23 protein-coding genes, 5 tRNA genes and 1 rRNA gene are annotated in these 26,730 nt (G+C 34.7%); 7 read left to right on the top strand and 22 right to left on the bottom strand.

What is annotated here, in order from left to right:
* Positions 1-132 precede the first annotated feature (132 nt).
* Positions 133-1,458 carry a PLP-dependent aminotransferase family protein gene (locus QTL86_RS12205; RefSeq protein ID WP_410494978.1) on the top strand — a complete coding sequence of 442 codons (1,326 nt, stop codon included), beginning with the start codon at positions 133-135 and terminating at the stop codon, positions 1,456-1,458.
* 38 nt (positions 1,459-1,496) lie between these two features.
* Here QTL86_RS12205 and QTL86_RS12210 read toward each other — a convergent pair whose 3' ends face one another.
* The 3 genes from QTL86_RS12210 to QTL86_RS12220 all read right to left on the bottom strand — a co-directional run bounded on the left by QTL86_RS12210 (position 1,497) and on the right by QTL86_RS12220 (position 4,840).
* Complete coding sequence (locus QTL86_RS12210; protein ID WP_410494979.1) at positions 1,497-2,195, bottom strand: N-acetylmuramoyl-L-alanine amidase; 699 nt, start codon at positions 2,193-2,195, stop codon at positions 1,497-1,499.
* 113 nt (positions 2,196-2,308) lie between these two features.
* A complete protein-coding gene (locus tag QTL86_RS12215) occupies positions 2,309-3,088 on the bottom strand; it encodes an alpha/beta hydrolase (RefSeq protein ID WP_410494980.1) in 780 nt (259 codons plus the stop codon).
* 87 nt (positions 3,089-3,175) lie between these two features.
* On the bottom strand, positions 3,176-4,840 hold the full coding sequence (locus QTL86_RS12220) for a glycosyl hydrolase family 18 protein (protein WP_410494981.1): 1,665 nt from the start codon (positions 4,838-4,840) through the stop codon (positions 3,176-3,178).
* A 190-nt stretch (positions 4,841-5,030) separates the two neighbouring features.
* Between QTL86_RS12220 and QTL86_RS12225 the strand changes: the two genes are divergently transcribed.
* Positions 5,031-5,687, top strand: a complete 657-nt coding sequence (locus tag QTL86_RS12225) for a hypothetical protein (RefSeq protein ID WP_410494982.1) — start codon at positions 5,031-5,033, stop codon at positions 5,685-5,687.
* A 110-nt stretch (positions 5,688-5,797) separates the two neighbouring features.
* On the opposite strand, the gene QTL86_RS12230 is transcribed toward QTL86_RS12225, so the two are convergent.
* Together QTL86_RS12230 and QTL86_RS12235 are read right to left on the bottom strand one after the other, a co-directional pair.
* Entirely contained in the window at positions 5,798-6,508 is a 711-nt protein-coding gene (locus QTL86_RS12230; protein ID WP_127065913.1) for a Bax inhibitor-1/YccA family protein, read from the bottom strand.
* Positions 6,509-6,747: 239 nt separating this feature from the next.
* Positions 6,748-8,031, bottom strand: a complete 1,284-nt coding sequence (locus tag QTL86_RS12235) for an adenylosuccinate synthase (protein WP_127065912.1) — start codon at positions 8,029-8,031, stop codon at positions 6,748-6,750.
* 351 nt (positions 8,032-8,382) lie between these two features.
* Here QTL86_RS12235 and QTL86_RS12240 point away from each other — a divergent pair, with 351 nt between their 5' ends.
* From QTL86_RS12240 to QTL86_RS12250, 3 genes are all read left to right on the top strand, one after another.
* Positions 8,383-10,005 (top strand): putative manganese-dependent inorganic diphosphatase, encoded by a 1,623-nt coding sequence (locus QTL86_RS12240; protein ID WP_013656114.1) that lies wholly within the window; start codon positions 8,383-8,385, stop codon positions 10,003-10,005.
* 122 nt (positions 10,006-10,127) lie between these two features.
* Positions 10,128-10,337 carry a DUF1858 domain-containing protein gene (locus QTL86_RS12245; RefSeq protein ID WP_127065911.1) on the top strand — a complete coding sequence of 70 codons (210 nt, stop codon included), beginning with the start codon at positions 10,128-10,130 and terminating at the stop codon, positions 10,335-10,337.
* A 131-nt stretch (positions 10,338-10,468) separates the two neighbouring features.
* Entirely contained in the window at positions 10,469-10,630 is a 162-nt protein-coding gene (locus QTL86_RS12250) for a DUF1540 domain-containing protein (protein WP_013656112.1), read from the top strand.
* A 71-nt stretch (positions 10,631-10,701) separates the two neighbouring features.
* Here QTL86_RS12250 and QTL86_RS12255 read toward each other — a convergent pair whose 3' ends face one another.
* Complete coding sequence (locus tag QTL86_RS12255; RefSeq protein ID WP_013656111.1) at positions 10,702-11,385, bottom strand: adaptor protein MecA; 684 nt, start codon at positions 11,383-11,385, stop codon at positions 10,702-10,704.
* 418 nt (positions 11,386-11,803) lie between these two features.
* Between QTL86_RS12255 and pflB the strand changes: the two genes are divergently transcribed.
* Together pflB and pflA are read left to right on the top strand one after the other, a co-directional pair.
* A complete protein-coding gene (gene pflB, locus QTL86_RS12260) occupies positions 11,804-14,032 on the top strand; it encodes a formate C-acetyltransferase (protein ID WP_127065910.1) in 2,229 nt (742 codons plus the stop codon).
* A 118-nt stretch (positions 14,033-14,150) separates the two neighbouring features.
* Complete coding sequence (gene pflA / locus QTL86_RS12265) at positions 14,151-14,876, top strand: pyruvate formate-lyase-activating protein (RefSeq protein ID WP_127065909.1); 726 nt, start codon at positions 14,151-14,153, stop codon at positions 14,874-14,876.
* A 109-nt stretch (positions 14,877-14,985) separates the two neighbouring features.
* On the opposite strand, the gene QTL86_RS12270 is transcribed toward pflA, so the two are convergent.
* The 16 genes from QTL86_RS12270 to QTL86_RS12345 all read right to left on the bottom strand — a co-directional run bounded on the left by QTL86_RS12270 (position 14,986) and on the right by QTL86_RS12345 (position 26,519).
* Positions 14,986-15,642: a helix-turn-helix domain-containing protein gene (locus QTL86_RS12270; RefSeq protein WP_127065908.1), complete on the bottom strand. Its 657-nt coding sequence runs from the start codon at positions 15,640-15,642 to the stop codon at positions 14,986-14,988.
* Between the two features lie 97 nt (positions 15,643-15,739).
* Positions 15,740-16,237 carry a GNAT family N-acetyltransferase gene (locus QTL86_RS12275; RefSeq protein WP_127065907.1) on the bottom strand — a complete coding sequence of 166 codons (498 nt, stop codon included), beginning with the start codon at positions 16,235-16,237 and terminating at the stop codon, positions 15,740-15,742.
* 268 nt (positions 16,238-16,505) lie between these two features.
* Complete coding sequence (dnaB, locus tag QTL86_RS12280; RefSeq protein ID WP_013656106.1) at positions 16,506-17,834, bottom strand: replicative DNA helicase; 1,329 nt, start codon at positions 17,832-17,834, stop codon at positions 16,506-16,508.
* A gap of 47 nt (positions 17,835-17,881) precedes the next feature.
* Positions 17,882-18,328 (bottom strand): 50S ribosomal protein L9, encoded by a 447-nt coding sequence (rplI, locus tag QTL86_RS12285; protein ID WP_013656105.1) that lies wholly within the window; start codon positions 18,326-18,328, stop codon positions 17,882-17,884.
* Complete coding sequence (locus QTL86_RS12290; RefSeq protein WP_013656104.1) at positions 18,325-20,334, bottom strand: DHH family phosphoesterase; 2,010 nt, start codon at positions 20,332-20,334, stop codon at positions 18,325-18,327. The genes rplI and QTL86_RS12290 overlap by 4 nt, the downstream gene beginning before the upstream one ends.
* A gap of 19 nt (positions 20,335-20,353) precedes the next feature.
* Complete coding sequence (locus QTL86_RS12295; RefSeq protein ID WP_127065906.1) at positions 20,354-21,337, bottom strand: DUF2232 domain-containing protein; 984 nt, start codon at positions 21,335-21,337, stop codon at positions 20,354-20,356.
* Positions 21,338-21,556: 219 nt separating this feature from the next.
* The gene (gene rpsR, locus QTL86_RS12300) at positions 21,557-21,790 is read right to left on the bottom strand and encodes a 30S ribosomal protein S18 (protein ID WP_013656102.1); all 234 of its coding nucleotides are present in this window, start codon (positions 21,788-21,790) and stop codon (positions 21,557-21,559) included.
* Positions 21,791-21,822: 32 nt separating this feature from the next.
* Positions 21,823-22,272, bottom strand: a complete 450-nt coding sequence (locus tag QTL86_RS12305; protein ID WP_127065905.1) for a single-stranded DNA-binding protein — start codon at positions 22,270-22,272, stop codon at positions 21,823-21,825.
* Between the two features lie 27 nt (positions 22,273-22,299).
* Complete coding sequence (gene rpsF, locus QTL86_RS12310; RefSeq protein ID WP_013656100.1) at positions 22,300-22,590, bottom strand: 30S ribosomal protein S6; 291 nt, start codon at positions 22,588-22,590, stop codon at positions 22,300-22,302.
* Positions 22,591-22,744: 154 nt separating this feature from the next.
* Positions 22,745-22,918 carry a DUF951 domain-containing protein gene (locus tag QTL86_RS12315; protein WP_013656099.1) on the bottom strand — a complete coding sequence of 58 codons (174 nt, stop codon included), beginning with the start codon at positions 22,916-22,918 and terminating at the stop codon, positions 22,745-22,747.
* A gap of 132 nt (positions 22,919-23,050) precedes the next feature.
* A tRNA-Cys gene (locus QTL86_RS12320) sits at positions 23,051-23,121 on the bottom strand.
* A gap of 58 nt (positions 23,122-23,179) precedes the next feature.
* Positions 23,180-23,251 (bottom strand) — tRNA-Asn (locus QTL86_RS12325).
* Between the two features lie 23 nt (positions 23,252-23,274).
* Positions 23,275-23,345 (bottom strand) — tRNA-Cys (locus tag QTL86_RS12330).
* A gap of 6 nt (positions 23,346-23,351) precedes the next feature.
* Positions 23,352-23,423 (bottom strand) — tRNA-Glu (locus QTL86_RS12335).
* A gap of 9 nt (positions 23,424-23,432) precedes the next feature.
* Positions 23,433-23,504: transfer RNA gene (locus QTL86_RS12340), tRNA-Asn, on the bottom strand.
* 112 nt (positions 23,505-23,616) lie between these two features.
* Positions 23,617-26,519 (bottom strand): 23S ribosomal RNA (locus QTL86_RS12345).
* Positions 26,520-26,730 lie beyond the last annotated feature (211 nt).

Consider the following 26,730-nt stretch of genomic DNA (forward strand, 5'->3'; position numbering starts at 1 on the left):
TTCCTATTTATGAAGAAGGAAGTATTTAAAGCTACTGGCTTTAAGTACTTCCTCTTTTTTATATCCATCTTTAATGATATTTTGGACGACTTCTTAATATACATATTTATATAGCATGACTAGGAGGTTATTATGTTTCATACTATTAGTCTTTCAAAATCTGACCCAACCCCTTTATATATACAATTAGCTTCAGAACTTGCTAAACTTATTCAAGGTAATTTTCTAACTCAAGGAATGAAACTTCCTACAATCCGCTTTTTGTCTAAGCAACTTTGTATTAATCGTGATACTGTGGTAAGTGCTTATAAACTTTTAGAAAATCAAGGTCTTGTAGAAAGTCACATTGGAAAAGGAACTTATATCAGCACCCATCCTATATCTACAACAACTACTTTACCACTAGATTCCACTTCTCAAATCTGCTGTAGTCATATTGGTGTACCTAAAACCTTTTTTCCTTCTTCTCTTTGCTTAGATTTAGCTACGGAAATTGTTAAAAAAGAAATTTGGGAAGCTTTCAACGACCCTCTTTATAGAGAAAGGCATCTTCTTAAAAGTACTGTTTCTAATTTTTTAAAACAACTAGGTATTCCTCATCACTATGCTCAAGTACGTATTATTAAAACCATGGATCAATTCTTACTAGATCTATTTAAAGATTCTCCTAAAACAGGCATTTGTGTTGAAGCCATTAGAGACTTATCTTGGTCCTGCTATCTTCGCTCTTTAGGTGCCAAGATTTATGAAACGCCACTCACAGCCGAAGGTATAGACTTAAACATCCTTGAAAAGCATTTACATACTGGTAATATTGCTTATATTTTTATTACATCCCAACTTCAAAACCCTACCGGACTCTGTTATAGCAAAAACTGTAAAAACCAGCTTGTTGAACTAGCTAAGAGATATAACTGTACCATTATAGATGACATAACTTACGCTTCCCTTATGTATGATTCTCCTATTCCTTTTTACGAGGACGATGCACCTATTATCTACATTCATCAGTTTTCTAAGCTTTACTTGCCTTATATGAACTATACTTTCGCCATCTTACCTCTCGCTTTTATTAAAAGATTAAGAGATCCTATTGAATGCAGTTTCAATGAACGTTTATTACGTCACTATCTTAGCTCATCTGAATTAAAAACGATTGAGCATACTATTCTTATGGCTTATAAGGAGCACTATGCACTACTTTCAGATGCCTTAAAGCAACTACCAATTCGTTTAACTCCCCATAATGGTGGTGCTTTCTTTTGGCTTCGTGTTCCTATAAAGCAGTATGATATCCTTTGTCAATACTTACTTGAACATGAAATCATTATTTCTCCTGGTGACTTATTTTCTACAACTTCTTTGAAAGGTTATTTTCGTCTATCTATTACCCACTTGGATTCCTCCCAAATCTATCAAGTTATTCAAGTCCTTAAAAACTTTTTTATTACGTTATAATATTATATTATGAGACAATAAATAAAGGAGCATAGTGATTATGCTCCTTTATTTATTGTCTCATAATACCTAACAATTCCTAGATAAATACTCCATGCCACTCTATCTTGATAGGTCTCACTATTCAAAAGCTTTTCTTCCTCTGGATTGGTTAAAAACCCACATTCTACTATTACAGCTGGAATAAGAGTTGCCCTTAATACATAATAATTAGTATTACTTTTTGCTTCTCGCCTATTCTGAGGGTCTGCATATTCTTTTATACTCTTTTGTATGGCTTCTGCTAATGCTTTTCCTTTTTCCGATTGACTGTTATAAAAAATTTGTGCTCCTTTTACACTAGGTTGAGTAAAAGAATTTTGATGTATACTAACTAATATATCTCCTCCTTCAGCTAATTTCTTTCTTTCTACCATATCCTTGCTCTTGTATTTAACACCATCCATACCATCCACATCATCATCAGTTGTTCTCGTCATAATGACAACTGCACCTGCTTGCTCTAAATAATCTCTAAGTTTTAAAGAAATTTGTAAATTTAAATCCTTTTCATCTGCTCCATTTATACCCGGTTTCCCTGGATCAAACCCTCCATGTCCTGGATCAACGATAATAATCTTAGATGCAATAGAAAGCCCAGAGGTTTCTATTGCTGCTGTGGCAAATTTAAAGTAAGAGGCAATAGCAATAATTCCTACTAAAGCACCCATGAATAATGGTACTTTTATTTTTATCATCTTGACACCCCCTAATGCTCTTTTCTATTTTTATGGATGTTGACAACTCTCTAATAGCATATGCAAAGAAAGGGTTGTCAATTCATATTATAGAATTAACCTACTGATTTTTATTATTTCTCTTCTTGCAAAAACTGCTTAAAGGCCGCTTCTAGTCTATTGATATCTGAATGATGATAACAAAAATGGCCAGAATCACCTAGTATTATTATTTTACTAGTACTCAATTGTTGCTGTATCAACCTTATAACTCTCACTGGTACAAACTCATCTTTTTTTGATTGAATTACAAGAACAGGCTTTTTGATTTTGTTTAATTGCTTTTTGATATATGAAATTAAAATGAAAAGATCTATATATCTTGGAATCCACTTAATATACGTCCAGCTTTTTGTTTTTCCTACACCTATAGCTCTACACTCAGCAATAACATAAGGCTCTTTTTCAGAAAGTCTCCCCGTAGCGATTTTAATGGCCCCTTTAATAACTCTATACTTTAATTCAATAGCTAATGGCAGTGCAAAAAGTACTAAAGATTTTATTTTTCCCGGGAAATGCACTGCATATCCTATAGCTAATAAACTCCCCATGGAATGTCCAACTAAAATAATATATTTATACTCCCTTTCCATCTGTTGAACCTGCTTATTAACATAGTCGACCCATTGATTCAAATGTACTTTTGCAAATGTTTCACCTGTTTCTCCATGTCCTGGTAACAATAAAATTAGAACTGAATATCCTTCTTTATACGCTATAGACCCTAAATTTCTAAATTGCATATTGCCTTCTAGTATCCCATGAATAAAAATAACTACAGTATCTGAAAACGGTCTTTTCTTATAATATTCTTTTTGATGCCTGTGTAATGTCCATCTATCAATATAGTGCATGCTTTTATTCCTTTTATCTCTTTTAGTCAAAAAAAGCAAAGACTTTTTTATAAGCCTTTGCTTTTTTTCACTTTCCTATTCTTTTTATTATTTAACTTGTCCAAGTACATCCCATATATCAGCACTCTCTAAGCCTAATTTCCACGCACCGTAGCCTGCAAGTTCATATTTCTCCATAATTGCTATCCGTTTACTAATCGAACTATAATCTTCAATCCATAATTTATAGGTTGTCTGATCTTTTTCTACTTCAGCATAATTTTGCCCGCTTATGGAATCTAGTTGTGGGATAACTCCCCATTTATCCACTAACTGTTTTGCTGAAGTCATACCATATGGTGTTGATGATAGACCTTCACTTGTTTCTGTCCATAGTCTTGTGTAGAAAGGTATTCCTAACACTAACTTTTCCTTTGGTACTTCTTTTAGTGTATTTTGAATACCCTCATCTACCCAACTAATTTCTGATACAGATCCAGCTGTCTCTGAACCAGACCAATGTTGATCATATGCCATAACAATAAAGTAATCACTTGCTGCTGAGACTTTTTCTCTTTCATAATGCCCTGACCAATTTGATGGCATATATACGTCTACACTAACAATAAGACCTTCTGCTTTAAGCTGAGGATAAAGTTCTCTCATAAACTGTACCCATACTGCGCTAGTTTCATTCTGTATATTTTCAATATCAACATTAATACCATCAAATCCATATAACTTGGATTTATCAATAATCTGCTGAATAACATATTGACGTTTTTTACTACTTGAAAGAATTTCCTTAGTTAAGCCTGTATTAGTAAAGCTGTGGCTTATAATGGGCCATACTTGAAGTCCTCTATCATGGGCTGATTTAACATATTCCTTTGTCCCTCTATCTACTAATGCACCTGTTTCATCTCCAAATTCAAACCAAGTAGGCGAAATAACATTTAACTTATCTACATTAGCATATTTAGCAGAAGCCCAATTTCCTACATTGGCATTTGTCATTTGATCCCATGCTAGCTTAACAGTTTCTCCTAGTGGATTAATTGGCCAAGCTTCTACATCCGTTACTGCCTGAGCCTCTATAGTTTCTTTATGTTTTAAATGAGAAGAAGGTATATAACCAATAATGCCACTTTCACTTCTCACCCTAGCAAATCCATCTTCCTCGGCATAAAGAATAACCTTCTCACCTTTTCCTAAGTTTTCTACTACTGTTGATTTTTTTCTAGGATGTGTACGTAAGCTTGTTTTTCTTGAAATAGTAGCTTGCTCTTGCTCTTCTCTATCATCATAAGCTATAAATAATCGCCCATCTTTGCCTGCTTCTATCCTTACTTTAAAAAAGTCTTCTAATAAATTAGCCGATACATAAAGCTCACCATCCTTTTCTGTCAATGGATAAGTCCCTTGTATACCTGCAAAACTAATTTTATTCTCTTGCTCTGGATAAAGCTTAACTACTTCTCTCACGTTTGTTAAAGTCATTACTTTTTCCGCTTCATCATAAAAAATAATATCACTTACATAAGTATTAGCAAAGGTATATGAAACATATATTTGATCATTTATAGTTATAACTGGTTCTTTTAAATTGATTCGTTCATCTTTATATACCAAGTTATTAGTATTATTCTTAAATTCATCAAAATATGTCAATGGGTCTACTAATTCCCCTACTGTTTGCACTCTATTTACAGTAAAATAAGCAGTTACGACTAACGCTACTGCTATTAATCCTAATATGATTTTTTTTAGCATCAATCTATCCTCCTCTAACTTCTATAGTATAACATATATTTCATTTTTCTACGTATTTCTGACCAAATTGTAATAAATATTATTTTATTGATTCTCTAATCAGCTTATGTTTATTTAATTATTTGACTATTCTTTATTAATCTATTATGCTTAAACTAACAATTCATTTAATATAAAGGAGCTGAAATGATTGAAATATAATAAGCGTCTTTTATTAACACCTCTTATTTTGTTATTAGCTACTGTTTTACTCGTAGGTTGTAGTTCCCCTATAGCTGCCAACTTCATCGCCCTTGATTTTTATGAGCTTATTGTTAAACAAAATGATAAGCCTATTATAGAAGTAGGTCTTTCTGAGGAAGTGGCCAAAACAACTACTACTCATATAACAACTACATTAAAACAAAATATTCAATCAGCCCTTACTACAGAAGATGGCGTTATGATCGATGAAACACAATTAAAAGATCTAACAGAAGCTTACTTATCAGCTTTACATCAGCTTAATGCTACCGCTATCGTTACTTCATCTGAGAACTCTAAAAAGTGTACTGTAAAACTATCAACCTCCTATCTTGACCACAAAGCCATTGACGATGTTGCTGTAAAGACTGCCTTAAAAACTATTGATATTAGTACCTACAAAGATGAAAACCTTTATTTACAAGATTTAACCAATACTTACATAGATGAATTGATAAAAGGCTATAAATCATCTAGCCCATCTACGGATATTCATACACAAAGCTTTGAATTTAAACTAGAAAATAAAATATGGATACCTGTAGATTATGCCCATTTTCTTTCTTCTATTTGCACGATGATTACCTCTGATGATTCTATTTAAGATATTTTAAAGCAAATAACAATAAAAAGAGCTATATCCTAGAGATTAGTTTTATTAATCTCTAGGATATAGCTCTTTCTTACATTATCTGTCATCTTTATACTTAATGATTAATCTCTACTTCCAAATATTCTTACTAAACTAATAAAGATATTAATAAAGTCTAGATATAAGGTTAAAGCACCTAAAATACTTGCATTAGCTAATGCACCATTTGAATCTGCTTGTGCATAAGCATATTGTTTAATTTTCTGAGTATCCCAACCAATTAACCCAATAAAGATAAATACAGTTACATACATTAATGCCATTGTATAACCTGGTGTATTAATGAAGAAGCCTACAAACGTCGCAATAACAAGACCAAACAGTGCCATTACAAATAAACTACCAATCTTAGAAAGATCAGTCTTAGTAACGTAACCATAAATAGTCATAACGGCAAATACACCTGCAGTTACTAAAAACGCATAACCTATGGTTCCTATCTCATATAAAACAAATATAGATGATAAGGTAATACCATTAAGTACTGAATAAACAACAAACCAACCTTTTGCCGCTAGACTACTCATTTTATGTGCTCTTGCACTTAGGGCAATAACTACCACAACTTCTGCAATTGCAAATAACCAATAGCTTCTAATAACTGAATATAGCATATTTACATTACTTGCAACGTATAGTCCTGTAGCAGCAGTTATAAGTAATGCAACTGTCATCCAGCTATATACCCCTAACATGGTTTTCTTCACGGCAGCTTCTCTATTGCTTTGATCATAATAGGTTGTAAAATCTCTATTCATTCCATCTGAATTCATATGTTCTCCTCCTTAAATAACTTATTTCTTTTTATTATAAACCATTTTTTTACTATTTCAAATAACATTATCGCCTATTTTGAAAATTTACTCATTTCATTATAAATCTTTCTTATTAGTTTATCTAATATATGTGATTATATCATGAAGATAATTATATCCAATATTTTTCAATTTATGACATAAGTATCAAAAAGGATAAGGCCTACTGCATAGGCCTTATCCTCTCCTTTTCATCCTTATTTATTAATAACAATGTTTTGATCTCTATTAGGACCTACACCAACCATTGTAATTTTGCAACCAATAAGTTCTTCTATACGAGTAAGATATTTTTTTACACTCTCAGGTAACGCTTCATATGAACGAATATGAGAAATATCTCCCCATCCTTCCATTTCTTCATATACTGGTTTACAAAGTTCTAAGTCTTCAAGACTTGCTGGGAAGTATTTAATAATCTCACCATTAAATTCATATCCAACACAAATTTTAACTATATCTAAATCTTTTAGAACATCTATTTTATTAAGTGCAATTTCTGTTAATCCACTTGTCCTTACTGCAAATTCTCCAATAACAGCATCAAACCAACCACAACGTCTTGGGCGACCTGTTACTGTTCCAAATTCATGACCTTCTTCTCTAATACGGTCACCTATTTCATCATGTAGTTCTGTAGGGAAAGGTCCCTTACCTACACGAGTAATATAGCCTTTCATAACCCCAATACAGCTATCAATCATAGTTGGTCCAATTCCAGCACCAATACAAGCACCACCAGTTACAGGATGAGATGATGTAACATATGGATAAGTTCCTAAATCAAGGTCAAGAAGTGTTCCTTGAGCCCCTTCAAATAAAACCTCTTTACCTGCTTTAATCGCTTCATAAACGCTTACAGTTGTATCTTCTACAAATGGTTTTAATCTTTCTGCGTATTTTTTATAAGTTGAAATAATTTCTTCTGCATCAAATTGCTCTTCTTGATGATATACATATTTAAGCATATCATTTTTAACAGCAACATTAGCTCTTACCTTTTCTGCAAACACTTCTTCATGATAAAGGTCACATACACGTACTCCTGAACGCTCTGCTTTATCCATATAACATGGACCAATTCCCTTCATCGTTGTTCCTATATCTTTACCATCCTTTGCCTGGATAGATTCTTTTGCACGATCTAATGCTTTATGGTATGGCATAACAAGGTGTGCTCTAGAGCTTATTCTTAAAGTGCTTACATCAATCCCTTTAGCTAATAAACCATCTACTTCTCCTAAAATACCTTCTGGATCAATAACAACACCATTGGCTACAATACATTTTTTTCCTGTATATAATATTCCTGAAGGAATTAGTTGGAATTTATAGACCTCTCCATCTACTGCTACTGTATGTCCTGCATTATTACCTCCTTGGCAACGTACAACCACATCTGCCTTTTCAGATAAAATATCTATAATTTTTGCTTTTCCTTCATCGCCCCATTGTGCGCCGATAATGACTTTAGTTGGCATTGCTTACACACCCTTTCCATATTCTAAACATTTTTTTACATTTTACAATTGAAACATGACTATCATAACAAATATTACTTAGAAAATCAATATGAACTCGAATATTTCTTGTCCCATTTAAGAAAATGTTCGATATACTTATTTTTATTTCCTTATTATAGGCTGGGTTCTATTTCATTATTGACATTCCCTAAGTATATTGCTATCTTTATTTTATCCTGTCCCTAATAAGGTATGATATTACTGAATTTTCCACAGGAATTTGTAATAAATTTATTTTTAGTTATTCACACTATAATTATACATTTTTAGTACATCAAGCTAATACTCACTATGAATAAAGGAGAATCTATGGATAAAAAAATATATATTTTCGGACATAAAAATCCTGATACAGATTCTATATGCGCCTGTATCTCATACGCACATCTAAAACGTGCACTTGGTAACCAAAACGTTGAGGCAGTTCGTCTCGGTAAAATTAGTAAAGAAACACAGTTTGCTTTAGATTATTTTGGTGTTAAAGCACCTCGTTTACTTGAAAATATTAAACCTCAAGTAAGTGATATGAATTTTTATAATGTACCTTCTGTTTATGTTGTCGATTCAGTAAAAAAGGCTTGGGATGTCATGACTGAAAATGGACGTCAAATGATTCCTGTTTTATATCACGACCATAAGCTAGCTGGTGTTATTTCTGTATCTGATATTGCTAAAACTTATATCGGTTTAACAGATGGATGCGTTCTTAAAAATCATAAAACACCATTTATTAATGTTGCTTCTGTTTTAGATGGAAAAGTTATAACTGGTTCTTATCCTCATGCTTATGTTTTAGGAGATGTTTATACAACTGCTTCTATTGATGATCATACAGTACTTGCGGATACAGATATCATTATTACTGGTCCAAGTAGCGATCGTATTCAAAAGGCTTTAAATTCTGGAGCTGGCGCAGTTATTATTACAGATCAAAACATGGACAACCTTAAATTAGAGCTTCCTCCAAATTTAAGTTGCGCTGTTATCTGTACTCCTTATTCTTTCTTTAAAACTATTAAGATGGTTTCACAAAGCATCTCTGTAAAAAATATTTTAAAGAAAGATGATATCACTTACTTTGAAACCGACGATTACTTAGATGAGGTTAAGCAAGTGATGCTTAATACTTCTTATCGTCACTTCCCTATCTTAGATCAAGAAGGATTAGTTAAAGGCCTTATTTCTAAACGTCATCTCTTAGATATCCAAAAGAAAAAGGTTATCTTAGTTGATCATAATGAACGAAGCCAAAGTGCTGATGGGATTGAGCAAGCAGAAATTCTAGAAATTATTGACCATCATCGTATTGCTAATATTGATACTGGTAATCCTCTTTTCCTTCGTGCAGAGCCTGTAGGATGTACTAATACCATTATTGGTAAAATGTTTGAAGAGAAAAATATTATGCCTCCTAAAGAGATTGCAGGTATTATGCTTAGTGCTATTCTATCTGATACACTTATCTTTAAATCTCCAACTTGTACACCGGATGATGTTCGTATAGCTAAAAGACTAGCAGAGATTGCTGAAGTGGATCTATATGCTTATGGTGCGGAGTTACTTGCAGCAGGTACTTCTTTAGAAGGTACTTCTCCAGCGGAACTGCTTAATATTGATAGAAAAGCTTTCACTGTTGGTAAATATAACATTAGTGTAGCACAAGTTAATACTGGTGATTTCAAAAGCTTATTCAAAATTAAAGATCAAATTCTAGAAGAAATGCACCATTTAGAAGAAAAAGAAAATCTTGACCTCTGCTTATTAATGGTAACCGATATTGTAGTAGGCGGAACTGAGCTTATGGTAACAGGTCGTGAAAAGCGTTTAGCAGAAGCCCTATTTGGTTTAGACCCTACAGATGATAGCATCTTCCTTAAAGACGTCTTCTCTCGTAAAAAACAAATTGTGCCTAAACTCATGGGACTCTCTTAATTTTAAGAATAAAAGTTGAAAACAAATCACATTCTACTTATAATATAAGAAGGATACAAGATTTGTATTACTATCAGGTTTAAAATAAATATGAAATGCTTATAAAAGAAAGGAGTTTTGACATGGCAAAACAAATTACAAAAGATATGGTTATTGGAGAAATCCTACAAGTAAACCAAGGTGTTATTCCTATTTTAATGAATGCAGGTATGCACTGCCTTGGCTGTCCATCATCTCAAATGGAATCTCTTGCTGATGCATGTATGGTTCATGGCATTGATTCTGATGAATTAGTAGCTGAACTTAATGCGTTTCTTGCAACTGTAGAATAAATAAACAAATAAATGAGAAAGCCATCCTAATTAAGGATGGCTTTCTCATTTATTTCTATAAATATTTTCTTTAAAACATGGCATCCTAATCATGTAGTTAATATTTTACTATATTATTAGGAGGCTTATCTATGAAAAAAAATCCAAGTATCGGTTGTACAGTAAGCTCTTGTCAATATCATGCTGAGTCAGAAAACTATTGTACGCTACAGCAAATTATGGTTGGAACTCATGAAGCACATCCTACTCAAGTTGAATGTACTGACTGTGAATCCTTTGAACCTAAGGCTTAACTTCTAATCATTCTACGCAAATCAAAAGGTACTTTTTAAAGTATTAATACTTTAAAAGTACCTTTTGATTTTTAAAGATATTTAGTAAGTACATCTATAGCATGGAGATAAATCATTACTTTACCATGTTCTTTAAGAAAACTTTCGTTAAGATCTGTAGATGGACATTTACTACCAAATTCTTCCAGTAAACTTGATAATGCTTCACCCTTTACATTGGCTTTTTTATTCTTGCCAAATACTAAAAAGTATTTATCATTATATTTATATAAAGAGTTATCTCCAACAAACATTGGTTGTACGCGATGTGCAGCCATACATGCACTATCAAATTCATTAAATAAAAACGTTAACTGCTTACTACTACTTACAGGTCCCTGGGTCTCAGGTTGCTCAGTGTCTCTTCCCATTAATGCTAAATCCGTTAATCTATCTTCCTCTGGTTCTTTAAAAGTTCTATGGGTAGGCCTTTCGCCAATAGCTTCTAATTTTTGCTCTATTTGCGATGGATCCTCAACTTTAGTAACAACAATCATAATGCTATCCGTAGATAGAGGCACTGCTTCTATCATTAATGGCACATTGTCTGTTTCAAAACCAAAATCTTCATAAGCTCTTGCCATCATATCTTTAAATAAGGCTTGGGCTTTTTTAGAACCATAGGCTAATTCACTAAGCTTCAGATTCCTATCTATAAGATCTGAGTGATTTAAAGTGACCTGAATTTGAGTATCGCTTATCTTTTCTATTTTCATTCAAATCACATCCTTTCTAGATGAATTGCTTTGTTAACATATATAATATCTTATTCACTAAGTATAATGGAGATGATTATAAGTGTAAAGAGTTTAATAACTTAAAATAAATTAAGCCTTTACTTATTCTTACTATTCACCATTCCTATCTTAATTATAGTATAAAAAACATAAAAAAACTATACTTCTATCATCTTAATTATTATTGATTATTCTCAATAATATTTTATGACCAAATATTTCTGCTATAATTCTCTATTCTTTGTAATTTTTTTAACAATAAAATTCTTGACGTGTATACAGTATACATTGTATAATACATTCGTATTAATCAAATGATTAATGTTTATTATTTATTTTTTCGACTACATTGTGTAATTGTAACTTTCTCAAATTAACCTTAAGGAGATGATTATTAATGTTTGAACAATGGAATGGTTTCGAAGCAGGTATTTGGTCTAAAGAAGTTGATGTAAGAGATTTCATTCAAAAAAACTACACACCATATGAAGGTGATAGCTCTTTCTTACAAGGTCCAACAGAAGCTACAACAGCTCTTTGGAAACAAGTACTTGAGCTTATGGAAGAAGAAAGAAGAAAAGGTATATTAGATGTTGAAACAAAAGTACCTTCTACACTTACTTCTCATGGTGCTGGTTATTTAAATAAAGATCTTGAAAAAATTGTAGGTCTTCAATCTGATAAACCACTTAAAAGAAATATTATGCCAAATGGTGGTGTACGTACAGTTAAAAATGCACTTAAATCCTATGGTTATGAATTAGATCCTCAAACAGAAGAAATTTTCTCTAAATATCGTAAAACTCATAATGAAGCTGTATTCTCAGCTTATACTCCTGATATGAGAGCTGCTCGTCACAGTCATATTATCACCGGTCTTCCAGATGCTTATGGTCGTGGACGTATTATTGGTGATTATCGTCGTGTTGCTTTATACGGTATTGATTTCTTAGTAAAAGAAAAACAAGAACAAATGAATCAATTAAATGTAACACCTATGACAGAAACTGTTGTACGTGACCGTGAAGAAACAGCAGAACAAATTATCGCACTTAAAGATCTTGCAAAAATGGCTGCAAATTATGGCTTTGATATTACAAAACCAGCAAAAGATACACAAGAAGCTATCCAATGGTTATACTTTGGCTACCTTGGTGCTATCAAACAACAAGATGGTGCTGCTATGTCAATCGGCCGTACATCTACATTCCTTGATATCTATGCTGAAAGAGACCTTAAAAATGGTACATATACAGAATCAGAAATCCAAGAATTCATTGATCATTTCGTAATGAAACTTCGTATGGTTCGTTTCCTTCGTATTCCTGAATATAATGAATTATTCTCTGGAGACCCAGCTTGGGTAACAGAATCTCTTGGTGGTATGGGTATAGATGGACGTACACTTGTAACTAAAAATACTTTCCGCGTACTTCATACATTAGTTAACCTTGGTCCATCACCAGAACCAAACTTAACAGTACTTTGGTCAACACACTTACCAGAAGCTTTCAAAAAATTCTGTTCAGATGTTTCTATCAAAACAAGTTCTATTCAATATGAAAATGATGATATGATGAGAGCATTCTGGGGCGATGACTACGGTATTGCATGCTGTGTATCTGCTATGAGAATTGGTAAACAAATGCAATTCTTTGGTGCTCGTGCTAACCTTGCTAAAACATTACTTTACGCTATCAATGGTGGCCGTGATGAAATGACTGGCGAACAAATTGCTCCTAAATATCAACCAATCACATCTGAATACCTTGACTTCGATGAAGTAATGGAAAAATTCGATGTTATGATGGACTGGATTGCTAGAGTTTATGTAGATACATTAAATGTTATTCATTATATGCATGACAAATATTGCTATGAATCATTAGAGATGGCACTTCATGATAAAGATATCGTTCGTACATTTGCTACAGGTATCGCTGGTCTCTCAGTAGTTGCTGACTCTTTATCAGCTATTAAATATGCTAAAGTTAAAGTAATCAGAGATGAAACTGGTCTTGCTACAGATTATGAAATCGAGGGTGAATATCCAGCATATGGTAACAATGATGATCGCGCTGATGATTTAGCTGTAATGGTTGTTTCTAAATTCATGAATAAGATTAGAAAACTTTACACATATAGAAATTCAATGCCAACAACATCTGTTCTTACTATTACATCAAACGTTGTATATGGTAAGAAAACAGGTAACACACCAGACGGACGTAAAAAAGGTCAACCACTTGCTCCTGGTGCTAACCCAATGCACGGAAGAGATGTTAAAGGTGCTTTAGCTTCTCTTGCTTCAGTTGCTAAACTTCCATATAGAGATTCTTTAGATGGTATTTCTAATACATTTTCTATCGTACCAAGTGCTCTTGGTAAAACATCTGAAGAACAAATTACAAACCTTACTGGTCTTCTTGATGGATACTTCACTCAAAATCCACACCATGTAAATGTTAACGTGCTCCAACGTGAAACATTATTAGATGCTATGGATCATCCAGAAAACTATCCTCAACTTACAGTTCGTGTTTCTGGATACGCTGTTCGTTTCGTTCGTTTAACAAGAGAACAACAATTAGACATTATTAATAGAACATTCCATGAACGTTTCTAGATTTTCATTTTATTATTTATACATAAAGAGGGTATTTACATCCTCTTTATGTATACCTTATAATAAAAAAGCAGTCTAATTTATTTTATAATATAAAAATGATCAGGAGGAATCAGTCATGAAAGGTAGAATTCACTCAATAGAAACTTGTGGAGCCGTAGATGGACCAGGTCTTCGTTATATCGTCTTTACACAAGGATGTCCTCTTAGATGCAAATATTGTCATAATCCAGATACTTGGAAGCTACAAGATGGCAACGAAGCCGACACTGAGGAACTTATTACAGATATATTAAAATACAAAAGTTTTATGAAAGCATCTAATGGTGGGGTTACTGTTAGTGGTGGAGAACCTTTCTTACAAGCCGACTTCGTAAGAGATCTTTTCATAAAATGTAAAGAAAATGGCTTGCATACTACTATCGACACTTCTGGTTATGTAGATATTGAAAAAGCCGATCCTGTTTTAGATTATACAGATTTAGTTCTTTTAGATATTAAGAGCTATAACCAAAATATTTATAAAAATTTAACAGGTGTCCCTTTAGATCGTACCTTGGCTTTAGCCAAACATTTAGAGAAACGTGGTATTCCTATTTGGATTCGTTATGTACTTGTTCCTAATCTTACAGATAATGAAGAGGATATCGAGGCACTGGCTACTTTCTTAGAAACATTGACTAATGTAGAACGTATTGATATTCTTCCTTTCCATAAAATGGGTGAATACAAGTGGGAACAACTTGGCTATGAATATGAATTAACCGACACAATAGAACCAAACATTGATGCTACTAATAAAGCCGCTGATATCTTTAGAAAACATCATTTACCTATTATTTAATTCTGTAAATTCTCGTAAAAATAGACACGTTAAATGACGTGTCTATTTTTATTTTATGCTTATTAATATGGCTCATTACTTATATAAAATACCAAATCTATCTTAATTATTATAATTCTGCTGTTTGGTTTTTCTCTTTAAAAAATCTATTCCAGAACGAAGCCTTTGTTTTTTTGGGATCTTCTTTATCCTCACTCATTTCTCTTCTCATTTTCTGTACTTCCCTCATGGCCTCATCTAGCTTTTTATAATACTCCTCATTTTTATTAGTTTGTAGTACCTTAAGTTCTGCTATTTTTTCCTCAACCGCTACATCTACTTCTTTTTTTATTGTTTCTTTCATTTCCCATTTTGATTGATCACTATATTCTACTAAAGCTTGCATAAACATCTCTTTCATCATTAATGAGAATTGCTTTACCTTACCATCTTCCATATCTGTGATATCTACTTCTAGTGTCTCTTGCCGTTTTAGAGCTGTTACAGGTGCTATTTGAATACTACTTAGCTGCTCATAGGTTTCTCTTGTCTCAGCATTAGAGTCATGTACAATTCCTTCTATAGCCTTTAATTGCAGCCCTTGCTCCCTCATATCCTGGATCTTTTTAAACATTTCTACATTTTCCATACTATAAACTCTATGGCCTTTGCTATTTCTTTTAATTGTCAAATTAAGTTCTTTCTCATAAAATCTTAAAACGTAAGGTTCTGTTGCTAGCATCTCTGCCACATCCTTAACCGTCAAAAAATCTTTTTCCTGTAACATATCCTCACCCCATCATTTGTAGCCTTTTGAAGATATTATACCATATTTTTACAGTATTTCAATTGTTTAATAGTAAAATTATTAAAATTCATATTATTTACCCAATTATCTTCTGATATGATAATAGATCTAACCATCTATTAAACTTATTTCCTACCTCTTTATAATGTGCACACTTAATATATCCACATTTTTCAAATAAAGCTATACTCCCTGCATTTTCACCACAAATTAACGCAACTAATGTATGTAATTCTTTTTCTTTTGCACGCTCTTCAATAAATGTAATAGCTCTTTTTCCAATTCCTCTTCCTTCATAACCATTTTTAAGATAAATTGTTATCTCTGCAGTTTGATTAAACGCCTCTCTCGTCTTATATTGAGTTAAAATAACATAACCACATATATCTTCTTCTGCTTTAATAATATAACTCTCATACTTTGGATTTTTAAACAACACTAACTCTGACATCTCTTGAGTTGTTATTTCTTTCTTATGAAAGGTAGCTGTTGAGTTGTTTATATAATATAAATATATTTCTCTTACAGCCTCTACATGTTCTTCTGTGATTTTTTCAAATTTATAATTACTCATTTGCATTCCTCTCTCTACTACTCTATAATTAACTTCTGTTCTCCATTAGGACTCACTTCCTATGTTTGAGGTTAGCGCTTGTGACACTATTCTCACTTTAACACCCGAGGATGTCTTTTTATATCCTAAACGCCTGCATAGCTGGCGATTAGATTTTTTATTTAAATTTCACACTCATTCTTCACTACCAATACTCTAATAAAAAACACTTTATAAAATAACATTAACAATGCTTACTTTATAAAGTGCTTATATATCCTATTTAACATTAGTGTTGCATGTTAGCAAATTTCGTATATTGTCCTAACCAAACTAATTCCACTGTCCCAGTTGGACCATTTCTTTGCTTAGCAATAATAACTTCTCCCACATTTTTCTTTTCTGTATCTGGATGATAGTACTCATCCCTATATAAGAACATTACAACGTCTGCATCCTGCTCGATTGCTCCAGATTCACGTAAATCTGATAACATAGGTCTGTGATCAGTTCTAGTTTCACAAGCACGTGATAGCTGCGATAGGGCAATAACAGGTGCATTCATTTCTCTTGCTAATGCCTTTAAAGAACGAGAGATATCCGATATTTCTTGTTGCCTTGATGATCCATCACCTGTTCCACTCATTAATTGTAAGTAGTCAATCATAATAAGGTCTAATCCTTTTTCCATCTTTAATCTACGGCATTTCGCTCTCATCTCCATGACATTAATTCCTGCTGTATCATCAATGAAGATTCTAGAATTAGCTATGTTTGGGATGCTTTGAGCGAGTTTATCCCAGTCATCCTTTTCAAGTGCTCCTGTTCTTGCTTTTTGTGAATCAACCATGGCTTCTGCACACAGCATACGGCTTACTAGCTGATCCTTTGACATTTCCAGGCTAAAAACTGCTACACTTTTCTTATTCTTAATCCCTGCCGTCTGAATAATATTAAGAGCAAATGCTGTTTTCCCCATTGAAGGCCTTGCTGCCACTAATACTAAATCTGATGGTTGAAGTCCAGCTGTACGATGGTCTAAATCAATAAATCCCGTTTCAATTCCAGTGATTCCTCCTTGACTTTTATGGGCCTCTTCAATTTTTTCGATAGAAGTTAATACAATCTCATCAATTCCTGTAAAATCCTCTGTTTTCTTATTTTGAAGAATTTCAAAAATTTGCTTTTCTGCAAATCCCATAATATTATCTAACGGCTCTTCACCTTCAAAACTTTTAGCTGATATCTCATTACTCGCTTTAATAAGTCTTCTAAGTGTTGCTTTTTCCTCCACAATTTTTGCATATTGTTTAATATGTGCTGAAGTAGGTACAGAGCTTGCCAGCTCAGCAATATAACTTAAGCCTCCAATTTGCTCTAATACACCTTTCTGAACTAGTTTATCTTGAATGGTAATAAGGTCTATTGGATTACCTGTGGTATATAACTCCATAATTGCTGCATAAATTTGTGCATGATCTGGTCTATAAAAATCATCGGGCCTCAATATTTCACTTGCAACAATAACCGCATCATGATCCATAATCATTGACCCTATAACAGATTGTTCAGCTTCAATGCTATGTGGAGGAATCCTCATGTTTTGTATTTGCTCCATAGCCACCGTTCTCCTATTCCTTTTATGCTAGTTTGTATCTATATGTTCTACGCCCCAACAACCATTACTTGAACTGTAGCGACAACTTTGGCATGCAATTTAATAACTACTTTTTGTCCACCTAAACCTTTAATAGCTTCTTTAAGTTGAATTTTCTTCTTATCTATCTTAACGCCAAACTCTTTTTCAATTGTTTCTGCAATCTCCTTGGATGTTACAGAACCAAATACTTTGCCACCCTCGCCTGTTTTTACTAACAATTTTACTTCTTTATCATTTATTTTATCTGCAATAGCTTGTGCTTCATCTAATTCTTGTTGCTTACGTTTATCTTCGGATTTTTGCTCTAACATTCTCTGATTTAGATTTACTGCATTCGCCTCTACTGCCAATCCTTTTGGAAATAATGCATTACGTGCATATCCATCTTTAACCTCTAATACTTCGCCTTTTTTACCAACTTTTTTTACATCCTGTGTTAATATTACTTTCATTTTGTTTCTCCTTCCTCAAAGTACTTATTGATTGCATCCTTTAAATAAATTTTTGCTTCGTGGATTGTAGTATCTTTAAGCTGAGCTCCAGCAATACCCAGATGTCCACCTCCACCTAGAAGCTCCATAATGCGTTGTACATTAGTATCTGCTAGTGCCCTAGCACTAATAAGTACACAATTATCCACCATTGTTAATACAAAAGATGCCACTATCCCTTTTATGTTTAAAAGTTCATCTGCTACTTGTGCTGCAATAATACTTGCATTTGCAACTTGTCCATTTACTTCTGATATAGCCATATTATCATTCCAAATTTCAGCATTTTGTATAGCCATAGCACGTATCTTATATGTTTGCATATCATTTTGGAAAAGAAGCCTTACCCTGCTACTGTCAGCACCATTTCTTCTTAAAAATGCAGCTGCCTCAAAAGTTCTTACACCTGCTTTAAATACAAAATTCTTAGTATCAATTGTTATACCTGCCAAAAGTGCATCAGCTTCAATAGGTGTTAATTTGACTTTATCTGTTAGATAATTAAGGATTTCTGCTATCATTTCACAGGTAGATGAAATAAAAGGTTCTAAATAAGTTAAAACTGCATCTTCAATATAATCTGTACTTTTTCTATGGTGATCAAATACCACGACCTTCTCTGCTTTATCTAGAAGTTCAGGATATTCTAAATAACTACGGCGGTGAGTATCTACAATGACTAATAAAGTATCTCTCTTTATCTCTTTTTCCGCTTCTTCATGGCTAATAAATAAGTCTTCGTATTCTTTGGATTGTACTATTCTATCATATAATCCTTTAACTGCAAAGGTTGGACCATCCAAAATAATATGTGCTTTCTTACCCATAATAGAAGCTGCTCGATATACACCTATAGCAGCACCTAGGCAATCCATATCAATTCCTTTATGCCCCATGATATAAATCTTATCCGCTTCATGAAGTAGTTCCTTAAAGGCATATGCTTTCAATCTAACCTTTACTCGTGCACTCTTTTCTACTTCCTTAGTTTTTCCACCATAAAATGTATACTTGTCATTATTTTTAATAATTGCTTGATCTCCACCTCTACCTTGTGCTAAATCAAAGGCTATCCTAGCATCTTCTTTAGAACTCAATAATGATTTTAAGTTAAATCCTATTCCTAAACTTACAGTGACAGGGAGTTCATTTCCAACTTGAATATTACGCATTTCATCTAGAATATCAAACTTAGTTTCTTTCATACGTTCTAATTCTCTTTTATTAAAAACCATAATATACTTGTCACGTTCTATTCTAGCAATAACAACTTCCCTTTCTTTAAACCACAAATTAATCTTTCTATCAATAATAGCTAATAGCATAGGACGTCTTACTTCTTCTATGCTATGTGAAATCTCATCAATATTATCAATGCATAAATACCCCATCATACAGCGTTCTTCTTGAATTTGATTCTTAAGCTTTTCATTCTCTGTGTAATCTAAAAAATAAACAATTTGCTTATTTATTTGATCATTTTCTCCACGATGAAAATTCTCCACTAAAATTCTGTAAGTATTCCCCTCCAAATGAAAATGCTTATCACTAATTTGCTTATTGGTAACCCATTCTCCTAATTTTAAGTCTGGTAATATTGTTTTGATATTCTTTCCTAAAAGTTCTTTATCCTTACAAATCTTTTTAAAAGCTATATTAACCCATTTAATTGTCCCGATTTCTTCAATTATAACTACTGGTATTTCTACATTTGAAAACATACTATCTTTAATAACAGTTATTTCATCTACTTCTTTTTCAACTTGTAGCTTAACATAACGACAAACTTCTCGTTCACTGAATATACTAACGATTAAAAGAATAGCATAAATAAGTAAGCTTAATATAGCTTGTGGTGTACTAAATACTCGTGATAGTTGAGTAATCAGTCCTATAGTCACTAAAGCTTGCGTAAATCTAAAAATGACCATGGCATACGAAAAATTCTTTTTTCTCTTGCTTTTCATTTTATTTTCCTTTCCTCATTTAAACTACAATTTTAACCTTTCTATAGTTAAATATGGTATCTAAACATCCAAAAAACATAACTAAATATGGTGATATTGAAAGTAGTAAAAATATAGCAACACAGCCTATGATCTTTATTCCTTTATTAATTTTAGCCCTACTTAATATTCCCACTAATGCAAGCGCTCCTGTAATCTGAAACAACGTCATTAAGAAAAATGCCACATTTAGTCCTAATATACTCCATCTAGCACCTTCATTTCCATTTGAAGCAATAGCAATCATTGAAATAAATAAAATTAGTACTGCCATCTTAGATAGTCTAAAACTAAGAAGTTCTTTCAATGATGGAAAGCTTTTATTTTTACGTCTAAGAATTGTATTAACTATAATAACTAAAAACCCTGTAGATATAAGTAACTGTAATATAATTAAAGCACTATATACTGACTGCATAGCATCTACTATAGAGTTTATCAGCTGTTTCATCTCTAAACCTAACTCCGCTATATTACTAGTAGTAAGACTTGGATTTTGCATAATTAACCATTCCTGAATAGTATCTAATGAAACACCATTTATACTATCTAAAATACTTGCATATTGAGCTTGAAAATCTATCCCTAGATACTTCATTAATACGAAGAAGCCTAAAACTACTACCGATAGGCTTAAAGTAGCATACATAATAATATTGGGCAATGGAAATTCTTCTTTGTAAAAATATAACACTACATATGTTGGAATACATGCACTTATTAAGTAGACTAATATACAAATTAAGTTACTCGTAGTTAGATATATTCCTAAAACAATTACAAATTGAAAGACTATATGCTGCTCTTTACTCAATTTATTTTTTATAAAATAAACAATTAATGGCACCGCAATAATAGGAAACAGTGCCAATCCTACCGCATAATATACTCCTACTATACCTAATAATATATATATTGCGATTAAGCATATTCTACTTATTATGCTCTTTGCATTTGAATCCATAAAATTGTGCCTCCTTTATTCTGCTCAAATACCATGAATTAATGTTTTTTTATTATACCACATAAAAGGTCCTGAATTCTAGTGTCTGTATAATTCTATGCTAAACTCCTATTATTCATATTACATTTGTTTACAACAAAAAACCACTGCCGAAGCAGTGGTGTGTGCATATTGGTGTGTGCTTATTTATCTCTCTAAGTTTATAACGTTCATTAACTTTTAGTCTTGTGTATATGGTAAAAGTGCGATGTGTCTTGCACGTTTAATAGCAACTGTAAGTTTACGTTGCGCTTTCGCAGAGTTACCTGTAATTCTTCTAGGAAGAATTTTACCTCTTTCAGAAATAAATTTCTTTAAAGTGTTAATATCTTTATAGTTAATTTTTTTGATATTATCACCAGCAAATTGATTTATTTTACGTCTTCTACGATTGTGTCTTTTTTGCATTGCCATTGTGTATTCCCTCCTTCTTTAATTAGTATTAATTAAAATGGTAAATCGTCATCTTCATCAAAATTAGTAGGTGTAAACCCACTTGCTATATTTCCTGAAGAAGGATTTGGTGTAGGTACACTTGTAGGAGTATCCATCATTACACCACGTGATTCAGCAGAAGATCTACTTTCTGCAAAATGTTGCTCTTCAGCCACTACATCTACTGATGTATGTTTAACTTTTTGTGCATCCTCCCAAGTATTAACTTGTAGTCTACCAACAATTGCAACCATTTGACCTTTTTTAAAGTATTTTTCTGCAAATTCACCTGCTTTACCAAATGAAACTATATTAAAAAAGTCTACATCTGGTTCACCAGGTTTGGCAAATTGTCTTCTTACAGCAATTCCGTATCTTGCTACTGCAACCGGATTCGCTGATTGTGAATAACGTACTTCTGGGTCTCTCGTTAGACGTCCCATTAATATAACTTTGTTCATACTCCGACCCCTTTCTTCAGGTAATTACTATTTTTCATCAAGAGATACGATTAAATAACGAAGAACAGTTTCCATGATACGAACTCTGCTTTCAATTTCAGCTGGAACTGAAGTTTCAGCTTGGAATTGGATAAAGTAGTAGAAACCTTCTTTTTGCTTGTTGATTTCATAAGCAAGTTTTCTTTTGCCCCAATCGTCAACGTTTGTGATTTCTCCTCCAAAACGTACGATAAGATCTTTCACTTTTTCAAGTGTAGCTACTTTTTCTTCTTCGCTTAATGTTGAGAATAACACAACTGATAATTCATAATTTCTCATTACAGCACCTCCTTTTGGACTTTGGCCCCACGTCATAATGCGTAGAGCAAGGATTACATTACAGTATAATATATTATCATACTTTTATATATATGACAAGCCTTTTTTCTAATTTTAACAATACAATATCTTACATTTATCTGTCTAGGTCCTATTAAATTTTTCTCTTCACACTCTTTTCAAATTTTTCCCTTGAAATCATTATTAAATGATTACATGCAGAGCACCTTAATTTAAAATCTGCACCTATACGAAGGATTTCCCATTTATTACTGCCACATGGATGAGGCTTTTTCATTTCAACTAAGTCGCCTGTTTGATAACTCACTTTTTGTCCTCCTCTTAATATATAATCTTATTTTAATATTATTATACATTTTTTATTAAATAAATCCTACAGTAATCTAACTACTAAAAAAAGGCCTAGAATTCTTCTTTTCTAGAATCCTAGGCCTTTTCAAGGCGGCAACCAGATTTGAACTGGTGATGAAGGTGTTGCAGACCTCTGCCTTACCACTTGGCTATGCCGCCATATATTTAGTATATGCACTAATAACGTGATATAATACAATGTTTTAAATAACAAAAACTCCCCGAGTAGGGTTCGAACCTACGACCCTCCGGTTAACAGCCGGATGCTCTGCCGCTGAGCTATCGAGGATTAGTAAGTATTTAACTTATTTAAGGCGGCAACCAGATTTGAACTGGTGATGAAGGTGTTGCAGACCTCTGCCTTACCACTTGGCTATGCCGCCATAAAATGACCCGTACGAGAATCGAACTCGTGTTACCGCCGTGAAAGGGCGGTGTCTTGACCGCTTGACCAACGGGCCTTATTTAAACTCCCCGAGTAGGGTTCGAACCTACGACCCTCCGGTTAACAGCCGGATGCTCTGCCGCTGAGCTATCGAGGATTATTTCTTTTACTCTCTTGAGCACTTATGAAGTATATCATATCTATTGACTTATGTCAACACCTTTATACTTCCAAAACTAAACACAATTTTTTATTCAACCTTTATTATCTAGGTCAAACCCTCGAACCGTTAGTATTGGTCACCTCAATGTATTACTACACTTACAGCTCCAACCTATCTACCTCATAGTCTCTAAGGGGTCTTACTCCTTTCGGATGGGAAATCTTATCTTGTGGTCTGCTTCACGCTTAGATGCCTTCAGCGTTTATCAGATCCAGACTTGGCTACTCTGCTATGCCATTGGTATGACAACAGATGCACCAGTGGTCCGTCCATCCCGGTCCTCTCGTACTAAGGACAGCTCCACTCAAATTTCCTGCGCCCACGACGGATAGGGACCGAACTGTCTCACGACGTTCTGAACCCAGCTCGCGTACCGCTTTAATGGGCGAACAGCCCAACCCTTGGAACCTGCTTCAGCTCCAGGATGCGATGAGCCGACATCGAGGTGCCAAACCTCCCCGTCGATGTGAACTCTTGGGGGAGATAAGCCTGTTATCCCCGGGGTAGCTTTTATCCGTTGAGCGATGGCAATCCCACTTTCATACCACCGGATCACTAAGTCCTACTTTCGTACCTGCTCCACCCGTCGGTGTCGCAGTCAAGCAACCTTATGCCTTTGCACTCTTCGAATGGTTTCCGACCATTCTGAGGTTACCTTTGAGCGCCTCCGTTACTCTTTAGGAGGCGACCGCCCCAGTCAAACTGTCCACCTGACATTGTCCCAGACCCGGGTAACGGGCCATGGTTAGAAGTTAAGTATTACAAGAGAGGTATCCCACCGGCGACTCCACCTAGACTGGCGTCCAGATTTCTCAGTCTCCCTCCTATCCTGTACATGTAATACCCAACCTCAGTATCAAGCTACAGTAAAGCTCCACGGGGTCTTTCCGTCCTGTCGCGGGTAACCAGCATCTTCACTGGTACTACAATTTCACCGGGTGCGCTGTCGAGACAGTGCCCAAATCATTACGCCTTTCGTGCGGGTCAGAACTTACCTGACAAGGAATTTCGCTACCTTAGGACCGTTATAGTTACGGCCGCCGTTTACTGGGGCTTAAGTTCAAAGCTTCGTCCTTAGACTAACCTCTCCCCTTAACCTTCCAGCACCGGGCAGGCGTCAGCCCTTATACATCACCTTTCGGTTTAGCAAAGACCTGTGTTTTTGTTAAACAGTTGCTTGGGCCTATTCTCTGCGGCCTACCTAAGTAGGCACCCCTTCTCCCTAAGTTACGGGGTCATTTTGCCGAGTTCCTTAACAACGCTTCTCCCGTCGGCCTTAGGATTCTCTCCTCATCCACCTGTGTCGGTTTACGGTACGGGTACCTATCACGCAATAGCAGCTTTTCTCGGCAGTGTGGATTCAGCAACTTCTCTACTTTTATTTCGATCCCCATCACACTTCATCCTCGCCTAACGGATTTGCCTATTAGGTGCGACTTTGTGCTTGGCCCAGGATACCATTCCTGGGTTTGCTTATCCTCCTGCGTCCCTGCAGTTCTGATAATAGGTAGTACTGGAATATGAACCAGTTGTCCATCGACTACGACTTTCGTCCTCGCCTTAGGTCCCGACTTACCCAGAGCAGATCAGCTTTACTCTGGAAACCTTGGATATTCGGCCTACAAGATTCTCACTTGTATCTCGCTACTCATTCCGGCATTCTCACTTGTAATTACTCCACAGCTCCTTACGGTACTGCTTCTGCGTCGTTACAACGCTCCTCTACCAATCCACTATTGTGAATTCCATAGCTTCGGTGGTGTGTTTTAGCCCCGGACATTTTCGGCGCAAGATCTCTCGACTAGTGAGCTATTACGCACTCTTTGAATGAGTGGCTGCTTCTAAGCCAACATCCTAGTTGTCTTCGAAATCTCACATCCTTTTCCACTTAACACACACTTGGGGACCTTAGCTGATGGTCTGGACTGTTTTCCTTTTGACCACGTGTCTTATCACTCGTAGTCTGACTGCTGACGGTATCTTGATGGCATTCTTAGTTTGATATGCTTCGGTAAGCTTGTGGGCCCCCTAGGCAATTCAGTGCTTTACCTCCATTAGACTCCTATCAACGCTAGCCCTAAAGCTATTTCGAGGAGAACCAGCTATCTCCGGGTTCGATTGGAATTTCTCCGCTACCCACACGTCATCTCCACCTTTTTCAACAGATGTGAGTTCGGACCTCCATTACCTTTTACGGTAACTTCATCCTGCACATGGGTAGGTCACCCGGTTTCGGGTCTACTAACAATGACTATTTTGGCGCCCTATTCAGACTTGGTTTCCCTTCGGCTTCGTACCTCCTGGTACTTAACCTTGCCACAGCTAGTAACTCGCCGGACCGTTCTACAAAAAGTACGCGGTTGCGCATCATATGGCGCTTCCACTGCTTGTAAACATAGAGTTTCAGGTTCTCTTTCACTCCCCTCCCGGGGTTCTTTTCACCTTTCCTTCACAGTACTATGCGCTATCGGTCACCGAGGAGTATTTAGGCTTGGGGGGTGGTCCCCCCGGCTTCCCACAAGGTTTCTCGTGTCTCGTGGTACTCTGGATACTGCTAGGCTTCACTTGGATTTCGCTTACGGGATTATCACCCTCTTTGATGAGACTTTCCAGACTCTTCAGCTATCCGCATTCTTGCCATGACGCAGTCCTCAACCCCAGATTACAAGTAATCTGGTTTGGCCTGTTTCCCTTTCGCTCGCCGCTACTTAGGAAATCGATGTTTCTTTCTCCTCCTGAAGGTACTTAGATGTTTCAGTTCCCTTCGTTCCCTTCCTATAGTTATGTATTGGCTATAGGATGACAGAGGTTTGCTCTGCCAGGTTTCCCCATTCGGATATCTACGGATCAAAGTTTATTTGCAACTCCCCGTAGCTTTTCGCAGCTTATCACGTCCTTCATCGGCTCTCGGTGCCAAGGCATCCACTCTACGCTCTTAGTAGCTTGACCTATAATGATTAACTTTCGTTAATCGGTCGTTTGTGCCTTGTTAATCAACTTTCGTTGAATACAAAGAATATTTATTATCGGTTAAATTGTAGATTTTACACCCTGACAAACATTTTTGCACTAATGTGCGTGTACATTTATCGTTAGGCGCAAGTTATATTGCTATAACTTACAAATCTATTTTAAATTGTGTTTAGTTTTCAAAGTACAA

This window comes from Cellulosilyticum sp. ST5 (assembly GCF_046529625.1).
Classification (GTDB): Bacteria; Bacillota; Clostridia; order Lachnospirales; family Cellulosilyticaceae; genus Cellulosilyticum; species Cellulosilyticum lentocellum.